A 13,552-nucleotide genomic window follows, 5' to 3' on the forward strand; every position below is an offset into this window, starting at 1 on the left:
TCATCCTTCATACAAATCTTCCATCTCCAACCACCATCCCTGTCTTCCGCCGTATGATTGACCCATTCATGCATATTGGTCTTGACAAGTTGCAGTTCATCTTTTGTCATTGGAGTGATACCAAGATCATAAGCACCATCGCCCATGCTGTATACCTTAAACAAAATGGTGCTTATATCGGGAGGGAAAAGGAAAAGAGAATAGCCTTTTTAAACGGAATTGTCCAAATTGAAGGTGCTTAAGCAGCGGCCCGTTACGGTAAAGAGACTCAGACACACAGACAAAAAAATAAGGAGGACGACATGTACCGGTTGCGCTTCAAAGTAAATACATCTTACGAAGGCGATGGCGTCGGGGGTTTGTCCAAGCGGTTTCATGCATTTATCCTGCGATCGATTCAGCAGGAATCGCCCGCATTGTCACAGCATTTGCATGACCGGAAGGAGCGGCAGGCTTTTTCGACAAGATTGATGCCGCAAAAAGGGGAGGTGTGGGTCAATACCCCGGATCCCAATGTTGTTTCCTGTCTTCAGCGCCAGCTGCGGGCCGGGGCGGAAATGGATCTGATCGACTGGAAGGGGGTAATTGTAGGACATCGTTGCCAAACTTTTTCTCCCGCCCGGATTTCAGAAACGTTTTCACCCGGTTTCACCTTGCACTTTTTGACTCCGACAACCTTTTATCAACGGGGAAATTATTATCCGCTTCCGGAACTGAAGCGCCTTTTTTCGAGTGCTGCCAAGGCATATCAACTTTGTACCGGGAAAGAAACGGAGTGGGGAGAACTGGAATCGTTAATCCGGAAAATCCGGGTCGAGTATTTGTCCGTCTTGACGCAGCGGGTATCTTTCGGGAAATTTAACCTCGTTGGATTCAAAGGTAAAATGGCCATGAGTATGAAGGCATTGGAAAAAGAAGAACAACATTGGATTTGGCAGTTGATGGCATACGGTGCTCTCATGGGATTTGGTTACAAAACTGCTTGGGGGTTGGGGCAAACGCTCCTGAAACCGTTGGAAGAAAAGCAAGAGCTGTTTGGAGTTTCCTCAAAAGAATAGAGGACACCTCATGAAGAGGATGGAAATTAAAAAACCCTGGCAGATGTCGGCCGGGGTTCAATTTATCGAATGAATGCCCTGTCCTGTTGCTTAAGATGATCGTTGATCCGGACTCTTTGCGCAGGGTGCATATCCAGTTGTTCAATTTCTTCAACACCGAAAAAGCCGACTTGATGAGATTCTTCACTTACGGACAATTCTCCGCCAGTAACTTTGCATTCAAAGCAAATGGAAAACTGTTGCCGGACCTCGCCGTCATCATAAGCGATGCGATGGCCCGGATCTGTATAAATCCCGATCAATTTTTCACCTTGATATCCAATCCGGTTTCCTCTTTGACTTCGCGAATAATGGTTTCTTCAATGGATTCCCCCAGTTCCATGGCTCCTCCCGGGAGGGACCACAAGGCGTTGTCTTTTCGCTTGTGCAGCAAGATCTTTCCATCGTGATTCAAGACAACGGCGGAAGCCGCCGGAACGATCGAATTGGGCTTTGGTGCATCCGGTGCATGGTAATAATCTTTTCTACCTATCATAAAAACCTCCGTTTCCGGAATGAAGATATTTTTGCTTCCATCATACCAATCATTTACTGAAAATTGAAACAGACGCGCTGATTGGTCACGCATAGAAAAAAGCCAGGCTGTACAAAGCCCGGCTTTTTTGGGTTATACGGGGGTGGTGGCCATTTCCCCCTCAAGGTTTTCGGTTTGGCTGGCAATCCATGCTTTCAATTGATTGAACAGTTTTCCATATGGTTTGAGAAGATCCGGTTCGAGATGGATTTCTTGTTTTGCGAAGGGTTGCATCAACCGTTTTTCGGTTCCTTCGCTTTCATAAGGCTGAAGGCAGGATTGCACATGAACAAAACGGGCATTGTCCGGGTCCCGCGAGATGTTCAGGCAAAGATGAAAGCCACGGATATGGGATGAAAAGAGATATGAGTGCTCAGCATGATTTGCGACCTTTTGCCAAGAGCGGACGAGTTCATCATGTTGACGCAACAGACCCAGCGAGCTTTTCACGGATTCCATTTCCGATTGGATTTTTTCCATCTCCGCCTTCAGCGTTTCCATTTCCCGATGGATCTTTTTTTGTTCATCGGCCAGCTTCTGGATTTTGGATCGGGTTTCGTAAATTTGGCGCGTCAAGTATTGGAGTTCCGTTTGGACGGCGATGAGTTCCTGTTGCTTTTGTTTCAGTTTGCCGGAACGAAACAGGCGTTTGAAAAATCCGCTGAGTTGCCGGATTTCTTTTTTCAGCTGGTTTTCAACCGCTTCTTTGGTGCTTTTCTCTTGTGCATATTTCTCTTTCTGTTCCTCATATTCAGATTGTTGTTGCAATAAATCGGTTTGTTGTTGTTGCAAGTCTTCGGCTTGCTGCTTCAGTCGATCATATTTTTCTTCCAGTTGCTCCCGTTGTTCTTCGCGTTGCTGAATCAGTCCGGTTTGAAACCGGAAAGGGAAATCCTCTGGTGCCAGCGGTTGGGCGTGGTAACGGGACAGCACCTGATGGATGGTGTCGTGCAAGCGTTGATCTTTGATCTTCGGAAGATCAAACGCGGGAAAAGGTTTTTCGTCCAGATCCAAAAAAACCAATTGCTTCTCCATGGAGATCAGTTCCATTCCGGGAGGCTGAGCTTCTGTTTGGGTTACCTTGCCGTAGATCGCAATTTTTCTTCCCAAAAGCGGGGAGAGGAAATCCCGGTCATACAGGTGCCCCGGGGAAACCGTGACCTTGAAATTCCCTTCAGGACCCAAAGTCAGTTCCACGCCGTGGTGCCGGTTCAACGAGAGGTTTTGCACCACACCGGTGATGATGGCGGATTGGCCGGTTGCCTGGTGTGCCGATTCATGAGAGTACAAGATTTGCCCCAAATCGGTGGTTTTTCCGTCCGCTTGAACCCGTTGGTGAACCCAATCGTCCTGCATCCCGTCAAACAGTTCTTGAAACAGAAAAGACCGTCTATCAGTTTTGCCGGCAGCCGGTTTGGATTCCGGGGAACGGGCCGGTGTGTCCAAACGCAGGCTTTTTTCCAAGTCCGGCAGACAAATCACTTGATCATGGAGAACGGTTAATCCGTGCCTTTGGGCCACTTCGCGAAGATAGCCGGCGTCCCGGAAAACGCATCCGGGGATGTGTTTTTGATTGGGGCGGAGCCGGAAATGATGTTCTTTGCTTTTTTTAAAGTGATAATGGCTCACTTTGGGAAGCTCTGAGCGCGAAGGCGGCGTTGCGTGCTCTTGGATGTAGCGCTTCCAGCAACCGAAACAGTAAAATTCGCCCTTGATTTTGGTAAAGCGGGAAGGGTCCCGTTCCCGGAGCGCGGCGATTTCCTTTGTGTGTTTCCGTTGCCATGTCTCATTCTCCCATAACATCGCATTCCTCATACTGGTTACAGAGGGCATATCAAAGATCACCTCATATGTATAAATATTCTTCCCTCTATTACCATATCAAAGAATTACCGTTCCTTTAACCAAGGAGACCCATTCCAGTTCTCATGATTAGTCCAGCCGGTCAAATTTTCGCCCTTTTTGGCATTCACCCATCCCCGCGGGTTTAAATCCGATCGGGTGAAATAATTCTGTTTGGGCAGCGGTTTTGCTTTGACATTCCAACCAAAATTCTTTTTCATCAGCGTCATCTCCTTCTATATTTAAAATGAAATGTTGTTATATCGGAGAGAATATTCGATCCGTCATGTTCTTTTCCTGCTTGAAACAGAGGTGCAGTTGTAAACAACCCGGGGGAGCATTTCAACCGGTTTTTTAGCCAAAAAATAAGAGACCATCCTTGAGATCGTCTCGCGATAATTTCATTTGTTAAATTGGCTTGAGAGAAAAAGAACAGGCTTTTCTTACCGGTTATGACAAAAACGTATGGATTAATTCAATGCAATCGGCAACCACGTTTTCGGGTGCCCGGCCTTTGATCATAAATTGCCGTGCCCGCCAATCCAGGCTTTTGACTTGGTCCGCCAGAATGACGCCTTGAATGGGCAGACCGTCGGGCAATTTCACTTCAAACGGGTAGCCTTTTTCTTTGCTGGTAATGGGGCAGACCACAGCGAATTTGGTCACTGCGTTGAATGATTGGGGGGATAAGACAATGGCGGGGCGTCTTCCGGCCTGTTCATGCCCGGCTTGCGGATGGAAGCTGACATAAACAAGATCCCCACGATCCGGTACGGCCATTAAATGAGCTCATTCCCTTCGGTTCCAAGCTGAATTTCTTCATGGCGGTTTTCCGGCGTGACTTTGGCCAGAAGTTCATCCAATGTGGGTTTTTTCTTCTTTGGAACCAACTTGATCTCTTGGTTTTCCACTTTCATTTCCAATTCGGAGCCTTGCTTGATGGACAGCATCTCGGCAATATGACTGGGGATCCGAATGGCCAAGCTGTTTCCCCATTTCCGGACTTGTGTCGTCATCCTCAGGATTCCTCCTTGATATTCTTTCTCTTTCATTTTATCACCTCCGGGATGTCTTGTATACACATTGTATCTACAATGTGGTTGGATTATGCATCTGTCAGTCTGAATATTTGTAAAGTAAAATCTCCATTGTTTTGAAGGATTTCCAAATCAGGATGGTGTATAAACATAGATAAAGGAGGAGTAAAAAAATGGAAAATGAGTATCGTCATTTAGAGTGTGGACTGACTGAAATTGTTTGCTATTATCACGACGAAAAAAAGTTCGTGTACATTGATACTCACAATTTTGAAAAAATTGACGCTTTTCCAGGGAGATGGAGGGTCCATCGGCCTGGCGGCAAATTTTGTATTATAAATACAAAATCCGGAAAAACAAGCGACTCCCCCCTCTGTATGATGCATCGTGTTATTGCGGGAGATGATCGTAATACGGCTGTTATTCATGTAAATGAGGATCCTTTTGACTTGAGGGAAGAAAATCTACTTTCTATCACTATTGGTACAACGAATCACCCCGGTACAAAAGCAAAAATCGAAAAAATGTTGGCAAAACAGAGACCATTGAAGTCATTGCTGAAAAACAATCTGAGTGAAAATAGAGAAGAAGATCACACAGGAGTGGATTGTTCTACTTCCGAAAAGGAGAAGCAAGAAGCGAAAAATAGTATTGTTGAGGCCAAACAGTCAGTTGCTGCTGCAAGAGCCGAGGAATTGTTTATTGAAAAGGAAAAAAGCTCAGTTGAACAAAGCAGAGAATTATATATTAAAATTCCTTCAGGCGAAATCATAATAAAAGAAAACAATAAAGAAATAAGTTCTGGTCTATTTTACCATGACTTAGTCCAGATAGCTAATTTCCTGAGTAAAAAAATAGCAATGTTTTGAGACGAGAAAGAGATTAAATATCAAAAATATTATATCTCTTTTGTGTGTTTCCCCATTGTAAAGATTGAAAATAAGTATACTTGTGCATACGGACTGTTTTGTATACGTAACTAAGAAATATTTCCTGTAAGGGATTCAAAACTCGAGATTTGCTGCCGATCGTTTACGTGGTGGACACCGATAAACGTGATGTCCATGAGAACCTATGACCGGAATATGAAGCAGAGAAACGGTTTCCACCTTCTCCGGTGATGAGAAGGTTTTTTCTATGTTGTTCTTTCGCTTTCCTGATATTTCATTTTGTTAATGAATGATCATTCTCGTGCGTTTTCATCCGGAAAAGGATTATGGGGGATGTATGATTTCAAATCAGGATATTCACTTGAATTCCGGGCTGTAAAACTGGATTTATTCTTTGGGTGATTATGTGATTTTTTTCACAAAAAAGCCATACTCGCCCGCAAAAATTGGCAGCGCTTCATGCCATAATAAAGGTGAGAAGGATTAAAGCCAACGTGATTGGCAAATTGGCGGGAAAGGTGGAGAGAAGCAAATGGATTTGCTCACTTTGTCACGAATTCAATTTGCCGTGACGACGATTTATCACTTTATCTTTGTGCCATTGTCCATCGGTTTGGTGTTTTTGATTGCCGTGATGGAGACGATGTACGTTGTCAAAGGCAAAGAAGAGTACAAAAAAATGGCAAAGTTTTGGGGAAAGCTGTTTTTGATCAATTTTGCCGTCGGTGTGGTGACCGGGATCATCCAGGAGTTTCAGTTTGGGATGAACTGGTCGGATTACTCCCGGTTTGTCGGGGATGTGTTTGGTGCGCCACTTGCCATTGAAGCGTTGTTGGCTTTCTTTATGGAGTCGACGTTTATCGGGCTTTGGATTTTTGGTTGGGACCGGCTGTCCAAGAAGTTGCATTTGGCTTGCATCTGGCTGGTGTTTATCGGGACGACGCTGTCGGCGTTTTGGATTTTGGCGGCCAACTCGTTCATGCAACATCCGGTCGGGTTTACCATCAATCAAGGCCGCGCTGAAATGAACGATTTTCTCGCCCTGATCACAAACGGGCAATTGTGGGTGGAGTTCCCGCACACGGTGCTCGGGGCGTTGGCAACCGGGGCGTTTTTGGTGACCGGGGTCAGTGCTTACAAACTGCTTAAAAAACAAGATGTCCCATTCTTTAAAAAATCTTTTCACATCGGAATTGTCGTTGCACTCATCTCATCTTTCCTGGTGGCAATATTCGGACATCAGCAAGCGCAGTACCTGATGCATACCCAGCCCATGAAAATGGCGGCCAGTGAAGGGTTGTGGGAGACCAGTGAAGATCCTGCGCCGTGGACGGTTTTTGCCGTCATCAATCCGGAAACGATGGAGAATAAATATGAATTTAAAATTCCGTATCTGCTCAGCTATTTGACTTACAGCAAGTTCTCCGGCTCGGTGGAGGGCATAAAGGAACTGCAGCAAAAATATGAGCAGACGTATGGAGAGGGAGATTATATTCCGCCGGTGAGAACCACGTTCTGGAGCTTCCGGATCATGGTGGGGGCCGGCGTGGCGATGATCCTGTTGGGAATGTACGGAACTTACTTGGTTTTGCGCAAAAAACTGCCGGATGTGAAACCGTGGTTTTACCGTATCATGGTCTTTGCCATTTCGCTTCCGCATATCGCCAATACTTCGGGATGGATCATGACCGAGATCGGCCGCCAGCCGTGGACGGTTTTCGGGCACATGACCACCGCAGACAGTGTTTCGCCGGGCGTGACGGCAGGGGAAGTGCTGTTTTCGCTCACCGCTTTCACGGCGATTTACACGATCTTGGCGATGGTGATGGCTTACTTGTTTGTCCGGGTCATTAAAAAAGGACCGTATGCAGCCGTAGAAGAGGATGTCCGGTCGGAAGACCCGTTTGAAATGGGGGGACAACGCCATGCTGTATCTCAATGAATTGTGGTTTGTGTTGGTGGCCGTGCTCTTTGTCGGGTTCTTCTTTTTGGAGGGATTTGACTTTGGGATCGGGATGTCGACGAAGTTTCTGGCCCGGACGGATGGAGAACGCCGGGTTTTGATCAACGCCATCGGCCCGTTCTGGGATGCGAATGAGGTGTGGCTCCTGACTGCCGGCGGTGCGATGTTTGCCGCATTTCCGCACTGGTATGCCACGCTCTTCAGCGGTTATTATTTGCCGCTGGTGATTGTGCTTCTGGCTTTGATCGGACGGGGCGTTTCCTTTGAGTTCCGCGGAAAAGTAAGCAGCGAAAAGTGGAAAAAGACTTGGGATGAAGTGATTTTTTGGGGGAGTTTGTTGCCGCCGTTTTTGTTCGGGGTTTTGTTTGCCGGTTTGATCCAGGGGTTGCCCGTGGACCGTCAAATGGAATTGAATGCCGGGCTGTTTGACATGGTAAACTTGTACACCGTGACCGGCGGCGTGACGGTTACTGTTTTATGCCTCGTGCACGGGCTCCTGTTTGCCACGCTGAAGACGACGGGGGATTTACGGGAACGGGCAAGGAAATTGGCCAAACGCCTGTTGGTTCCGCTGGCCGTGCTGCTGGTGGCGTTTGGGGCCATGACTTTCCTGAAAACCGATTTGTTTAACGTGCGCGGGAACATTTTGACCGTGACGTTCCTGTTGGGAACGGTGGCTTTCCTGGTGTCCGGAGCGATGATTTCAAAGAAAAAAGACGGCTGGGCTTTCGGCATGATGGGCACGGTGATCACCCTCGCGATTGCCTCGGTCTTTACGGGCATGTTCCCCCGTGTGATGATCAGTTCCATCGACCAAGCTTATAACCTGACGGTTTATAACGCGGCTTCGGGGCCGTATTCGCTGAAAGTGATGACGATCGTGGCTTTGACGCTGTTGCCTTTTGTGTTGGGGTACCAAATTTGGAACTACTACATTTTCCGCAAAAGATTGTCTGAAAAGGAGCACTTGGAATATTGATGAACCGCAGTTGGTTGAAGCTTCAAGGGGTGAAGGGCTTCCTCTTGAAGCTTTTCATCATGACCGTCATTCAAAGTGTCGCGATCATCCTGGCGGCGAAGTGGCTTTCCGGTGTGATTTCGTCGTTGTTTGCCGGGGAGCCGCCGGTTGAACACGCCGGTGCCATGGGACTGTTTTTGTTGTTTTTCCTTCTGCGCCACGGGATGCAGTTTCTGACGGATCAAGAAGCCTCCCGCTTTGCGGAGCGGACGGGTGCCGGGGTGCGAAAACAACTCCTGAAAAAGCTGGTGCAAAACGGACCGCGCTTTGCCAAACGGGAAGGGACGGGGAACCTGGTGACGCTGGTGTTGGAAGGCGTCACGCAATTTCGCACGTATTTGGAACTGTTTTTCCCCCGTATGATTTCCGTTGCCGTGACTCCGGCCCTCCTGCTGGTTTATGTGTACACGCTGGATGTGACCTCCGGTCTGATTTTGACCGTGACCCTGCCCGTCTTAATCGTGTTTTTGATTCTGGTCGGTTTGGCGGCGCAAAAGCATACAGAAAAACAGCTGGCCTCGTTTCGGGTTTTATCCAATCATTTTGTCGATTCGCTGCGCGGGCTGGAAACATTGAAATTCCTCGGGCGGAGCCGGGCGCACGGCCACACGATGGAAAGGGTGAGCAACCAGTACCGGGAAGCCACCATGCGCACCCTGCGCGTTGCTTTCTTGTCCTCGTTTGCGCTGGAGTTTTTCACCATGCTTTCCGTGGCCTCGGTGGCAGTGCATCTGGGGCTGCAACTGATCAAAGGACACATGCCGTTGGCAACGGCACTTGCCATTCTGATTTTGGCGCCGGAGTATTTCTTGCCGGTCCGGATGGTGGGAGCGGATTACCACGCCACATTGGACGGGAAAGAAGCGGGAGAAGCGATTTTCCGGATCATCGGGCAAAAAGGAGAACCCGTCACCGCCATGCTCCCTGCTTCGTTTGCCTGGGACGGGGAAAGCACCTTGTCGCTTACTTCGCTTGTGGTTCGCCATGAAGAAAAAGGAACGGCTTCTTTAAAAAAGGTGTCGTTTGCGATCCGGGGGCTGAAAAAGGTGGGGATCGTCGGGGAGAGCGGAGCCGGCAAATCGACATTGATTGATGTGCTGGCCGGCTTTAAGCGGCCGGAGTCCGGTTCGGTTTGCATCAACGGAATAAAGCTCTCGTCTTTGATGGAAGAAAGATGGCGCGGGCAAACGACGTACATCCCGCAACATCCGTATTTGTTCAGTGCCTCTTTGGAAGACAACATCCGGTTTTACAAGCCGGACGCCACCCGGGAAGAAGTGGAAAAAGCAGCGGCGTCCGCCGGCCTCACCAAACTGATTCAAACATTGCCCGGCGGATTGGATCAAATCGTCGGAAACGGCGGCAGATCGTTAAGCGGCGGCCAGGAACAGCGGGTGGCGCTGGCCCGGGCTTTTTTATGCGACCGCCCCGTGGTGCTGTTGGATGAACCGACGGCGCATTTAGACGTGGAGACCGAGTATGAACTGAAAGAAACGATGCTTCGTTTGTTTGAAAACAAACTCGTCTTCCTGGCCACGCACCGGTTGCACTGGATGCCGCACATGGATGTGGTGTTGGTGCTGGACAAGGGGAAAGTGGTTGAAACCGGAACCCATGAGGAGCTGCTGGCGCAAAAAGGCTTGTATTATCAGCTGTTTCAAGCGCAAAAGGAAGGATTGGCATGAAAAAGGAACAATGGATTTTCGTTTATCTCCGGTCTCACCGCCTGCGGTTTTTGCTGGTCATTGGATTGGGGATTTTGACGGCCGGTTGTGCGGCGGCCCTGATGTTTACTTCTGGTTTTTTGATTTCCAAATCGGCGCTTCGTCCGGAAAACATTCTCATGGTTTATGTGCCGATCGTCTTGGTCCGGACGTTTGGGATCGGGCGGGCGGTGCTCCATTATGCGGAGCGGTTGATCAGCCATGAGATGGTGTTGCGCATATTGGCCAAGATGCGTGTCCGTTTGTACCGGATCTTGGAACCGCAGGCACTCTTCCTTCGCTCCCGTTACCGGACGGGGGATATGTTGGGCACGCTTGCCGACGACATCGAACAATTGCAGGATGTGTATGTGAGGACGATTTTCCCGACGGTGACCGCGGTGGTGATTTACGGGTTGGCCGTTGCGGCCTTGGGAACGTTCGACCTTTCGTTTGCCCTTTGGATGGCTTTGTATCTGTTTTTCCTGGTGGTTCTTTTGCCGCTTGTCTCGCTTTGGATGACACAGGTGAGGCAGCGACGCATGCGAAAAAGCCGGAACCGTTTGTACCGGAAGTGGACGGATGCGGTCATGGGGCTTTCGGACTGGGTGATCAGCGGGCGTACGGCGGAATTGATCGCATCGCATGAGGCGGATGAAGCCCGGTTGGCCGGTGAGGAGAGAAGGTTAAAGCGCTGGAAGCGGTGGAGAACGCTGGCCGGACAATGCATGCTCGGAATTCTGGTGATTTTCATGGTTTCTTGGGCCGGCGGACAAACACAAAACGGCCAACTGGCCGCCCCCATGATTGCCGCGTTTACATTGATTGTCTTTCCGTTGATGGATGTGTTTCTTCCGGTGTCCGAAGCCGTGGAAAAAATTCCGCAATACCGCCATTCGCTGAAGCGGATTCACCGTTTTGAAAGATCCGGAGTCGTTCCATCAACCGAACCGGGTGTTGCGGAAGAACAGTTGCAAAAGGCGAAACAAAAAGCGGATATCCGGTTGAAAAAGGTGAGCCATCGGTATGAAGGCGCTGATGAATGGAGCGTGGACAACATTTCCCTGGATATTCCCCACGGGAAAAAAGTGGCGTTAATCGGACGGAGCGGAGCCGGGAAGTCGACCCTCATCAAACTGATCCAAGGCGTGTTGGCCCCCGACCGTGGACAAGTGACCATCAATGGGGTGGAGGCCGTCCGGTTCGGCGGGGAGATTTCAAAAGTGATTTCCGTTTTAAACCAGCGGCCGCATTTGTTTGACACCACCGTGGCCAATAATATCCGGCTGGGCAAACCGGATGCGACGGACGAAGAAGTCCGCCAGGTGGCCCGGCAAGTCCGGCTGGATGCACTGATCGAATCCCTGCCTTTGGGGTATGACACCCCGATGCTGGAAACGGGAGAGCGGTTTTCAGGCGGGGAACGGCAACGGATTGCATTGGCCCGGATTTTGTTGCAAAACACGCCCGTGATGATTTTGGATGAGCCGACGGTGGGACTGGATCCCCGGACGGAACGGGATTTGCTGGCGACGATTTTTCAGGTTGCCGCCGGAAAAACCCTGATCTGGATCACGCACCATTTGACGGGAGTGGAAAAAATGGATGAAGTGGTCTTTATTGAAAACGGAAGGATTGAAATGATCGGTCCGCATGAAGAATTGCTTGCCTGTTTGCCGCGTTACCGCCGTTTATATCACTTGGACCGCCCGGTGATGCCGGAAGAAGCCGGCAGATCCGGCCGGTGAAAAAAGCCTCCTTTGTGTTCCGGGTGCAAGCCCGGGGCCAAGGAGGCTGTTATGTTACCAACCATATGGGAATTTCATCAACACGATGATCAGATACATGCAAAGAGAGGTCAGGATGGCATGCATGCGCACTTTTTTCAGCCAACCGGTTTGGTCCTCTTCAAAGGACGGGGGAACTTTCCGGCAATAATATCCGAACATCCCGCCAAATGCGCCCACACCGGTAAACACAACGGCCACAAGGATGATCCACAATACCGGATAATTCCCTTGAAGATACATGATGAGTCCCGTGATGAATTGAGCCACCAAAATCCATTGGACGGTGAAGTTCATCCAGTAATAAACTTGCAGAACCCCCCGGCTTTGCAACCACGTCTTGCGCAAAAAGAAGGGCAGCAATAAATAGAAGCCCATGCCGACGGCTCCCAGGAGATGAAGAAACAACATGATCCGGTTCAAGAATGCTTCTCCTTTCTTTGCAGTGATGGTGAACATTTTATTTTATCATGAAAAAGCTGATGGTTTTGTGAGATTCATCACATGATGAAAAAATGATTTGGATCCGGCGGCTCAACAGACCGGCTGGGGCATGGTCCTGTGTGGATCCAAATGGAATTCTGTTTTTCGATATCATCTTATAATATACTAATAATAAAACTTTCATGGAAACAGATTGAAAGGATTGGACAAGCAGATGATCAATCATCAGAGGCATGTAGCATGGCGGGGAATCAAACGGGATTTTGCGGAGGGAGTCTTCAAGTCCGTTCCCATCGTCATCGGTTATCTCCCGGTGGCGGTTGCTTTCGGTCTGATTTCCACCCAATCGGATCTGTCTCTTTATCACACGGTGCTGATGAGTGTCATGGTTTATGCCGGAGCCAGCCAATTTATGGCCGTGTCGATGTTGGCAGGCGGTGTGGGGGCAATGGAGATCATTTTGGCAACTTTTATTTTAAATTTCAGGCATTTTATCATGAGTTTGTCACTGATGAACGGATTGAATTCCGTTTCGAATCAATGGAAATGGGTTTTGTCTTCTTGGATCACGGATGAAACATTCAGTTTGGCCTCTTTTCATAAAGAAAAAGCCGGTCCCGGGTTTTTGGCGGGCTTGATGCTTACCGCCTATGGATCGTGGATTTTTGGCACCCTGTTGGGCGCGCTCCTCGGGGATTTTATTCCTCCGGTCATCGGGGAAAGCATGTCCATTGCTTTATATGCCATGTTCATCGGGTTGTTGGTGCCATCCGTGCGGAAGAACTGGAGAACCGGATTGATCAGTGTTCTTTCCATGATTCTTTGTTACCTGTTCAGCCGGTTTTTCAGCAGCGGTTGGTCCATCGTGTTGGCAACCGTATTGGGAAGCTTGGCCGGTTTGGTGCTGAAACGGGGGGAGAAAGTTGAATGAATTTTTGATCATCCTTGGCATGGCTGTGGTGACTTTGATTCCGAGATGGTTGCCGGTTTTCATCATCGGGCGCTTTTCTTTTCCCAAACGGGTGAATGACTGGTTGGGCTTTATTCCTTATGCCGCGCTGGGAGCTTTGATTTTTCCCGGGATCTTAAGTGTGGATGCCGGAAATCCTTCCACCGGCCTGATCGGCGGACTGGTCGCTGCCCTGTTGGCGGCTTTTCGCGCTCCGGTTCTGTTGGTGATTGCCGGTTCGATATTAACGGTCATGATTTTAAAAGGCGGATAAAAAAGGAGGGAAC

General features: G+C 49.0%; 15 protein-coding genes. 8 read left to right on the top strand and 7 right to left on the bottom strand.

The window, feature by feature from the left end:
• Positions 1–302 precede the first annotated feature (302 nt).
• Positions 303–1,058 (top strand): CRISPR system precrRNA processing endoribonuclease RAMP protein Cas6, encoded by a 756-nt coding sequence (gene cas6 / locus H1R82_RS07975; RefSeq protein WP_181731003.1) that lies wholly within the window; start codon positions 303–305, stop codon positions 1,056–1,058.
• Between the two features lie 62 nt (positions 1,059–1,120).
• Here cas6 and H1R82_RS14470 read toward each other — a convergent pair whose 3' ends face one another.
• The 6 genes from H1R82_RS14470 to H1R82_RS08000 form a co-directional block, all read right to left on the bottom strand.
• A complete protein-coding gene (locus H1R82_RS14470; RefSeq protein WP_198058679.1) occupies positions 1,121–1,360 on the bottom strand; it encodes an NUDIX hydrolase in 240 nt (79 codons plus the stop codon).
• Entirely contained in the window at positions 1,357–1,593 is a 237-nt protein-coding gene (locus tag H1R82_RS14475) for an NUDIX domain-containing protein (RefSeq protein ID WP_198058680.1), read from the bottom strand. The genes H1R82_RS14470 and H1R82_RS14475 overlap by 4 nt, the downstream gene beginning before the upstream one ends.
• 132 nt (positions 1,594–1,725) lie before the next feature.
• On the bottom strand, positions 1,726–3,435 hold the full coding sequence (locus H1R82_RS07985; protein ID WP_181731002.1) for a coiled-coil domain-containing protein: 1,710 nt from the start codon (positions 3,433–3,435) through the stop codon (positions 1,726–1,728).
• Between the two features lie 86 nt (positions 3,436–3,521).
• Positions 3,522–3,695 (bottom strand): hypothetical protein, encoded by a 174-nt coding sequence (locus H1R82_RS07990; protein ID WP_156097721.1) that lies wholly within the window; start codon positions 3,693–3,695, stop codon positions 3,522–3,524.
• A 229-nt stretch (positions 3,696–3,924) separates the two neighbouring features.
• The gene (mazF, locus tag H1R82_RS07995) at positions 3,925–4,254 is read right to left on the bottom strand and encodes an endoribonuclease MazF (RefSeq protein ID WP_181731001.1); all 330 of its coding nucleotides are present in this window, start codon (positions 4,252–4,254) and stop codon (positions 3,925–3,927) included.
• Positions 4,254–4,526, bottom strand: a complete 273-nt coding sequence (locus tag H1R82_RS08000) for an AbrB/MazE/SpoVT family DNA-binding domain-containing protein (protein WP_181731000.1) — start codon at positions 4,524–4,526, stop codon at positions 4,254–4,256. Before H1R82_RS08000 ends, mazF begins: the two co-directional genes overlap by 1 nt.
• A 158-nt stretch (positions 4,527–4,684) precedes the next feature.
• Between H1R82_RS08000 and H1R82_RS08005 the strand changes: the two genes are divergently transcribed.
• From H1R82_RS08005 to cydC, 5 genes are all read left to right on the top strand, one after another.
• A complete protein-coding gene (locus H1R82_RS08005; RefSeq protein WP_181730999.1) occupies positions 4,685–5,380 on the top strand; it encodes a hypothetical protein in 696 nt (231 codons plus the stop codon).
• A gap of 553 nt (positions 5,381–5,933) precedes the next feature.
• Positions 5,934–7,343 carry a cytochrome ubiquinol oxidase subunit I gene (locus tag H1R82_RS08010; RefSeq protein WP_181730998.1) on the top strand — a complete coding sequence of 470 codons (1,410 nt, stop codon included), beginning with the start codon at positions 5,934–5,936 and terminating at the stop codon, positions 7,341–7,343.
• Positions 7,327–8,343: a cytochrome d ubiquinol oxidase subunit II gene (gene cydB, locus H1R82_RS08015; protein WP_181730997.1), complete on the top strand. Its 1,017-nt coding sequence runs from the start codon at positions 7,327–7,329 to the stop codon at positions 8,341–8,343. Before H1R82_RS08010 ends, cydB begins: the two co-directional genes overlap by 17 nt.
• On the top strand, positions 8,343–10,067 hold the full coding sequence (gene cydD / locus H1R82_RS08020; RefSeq protein WP_181730996.1) for a thiol reductant ABC exporter subunit CydD: 1,725 nt from the start codon (positions 8,343–8,345) through the stop codon (positions 10,065–10,067). Before cydB ends, cydD begins: the two co-directional genes overlap by 1 nt.
• Complete coding sequence (cydC, locus tag H1R82_RS08025; protein ID WP_181730995.1) at positions 10,064–11,833, top strand: thiol reductant ABC exporter subunit CydC; 1,770 nt, start codon at positions 10,064–10,066, stop codon at positions 11,831–11,833. Before cydD ends, cydC begins: the two co-directional genes overlap by 4 nt.
• Before the next feature lie 54 nt (positions 11,834–11,887).
• Here the strand turns inward: cydC and H1R82_RS08030 are convergent, their stop codons facing one another.
• Entirely contained in the window at positions 11,888–12,295 is a 408-nt protein-coding gene (locus tag H1R82_RS08030; protein ID WP_181730994.1) for a hypothetical protein, read from the bottom strand.
• 235 nt (positions 12,296–12,530) lie between these two features.
• Here H1R82_RS08030 and H1R82_RS08035 point away from each other — a divergent pair, with 235 nt between their 5' ends.
• The gene (locus tag H1R82_RS08035) at positions 12,531–13,247 is read left to right on the top strand and encodes an AzlC family ABC transporter permease (protein ID WP_181730993.1); all 717 of its coding nucleotides are present in this window, start codon (positions 12,531–12,533) and stop codon (positions 13,245–13,247) included.
• Positions 13,240–13,539: an AzlD domain-containing protein gene (locus H1R82_RS08040; protein WP_181730992.1), complete on the top strand. Its 300-nt coding sequence runs from the start codon at positions 13,240–13,242 to the stop codon at positions 13,537–13,539. The genes H1R82_RS08035 and H1R82_RS08040 overlap by 8 nt, the downstream gene beginning before the upstream one ends.
• Positions 13,540–13,552 lie beyond the last annotated feature (13 nt).

It is taken from the genome of Thermoactinomyces intermedius, assembly GCF_013912365.1.
Classification (GTDB): Bacteria; Bacillota; Bacilli; order Thermoactinomycetales; family Thermoactinomycetaceae; genus Thermoactinomyces; species Thermoactinomyces intermedius.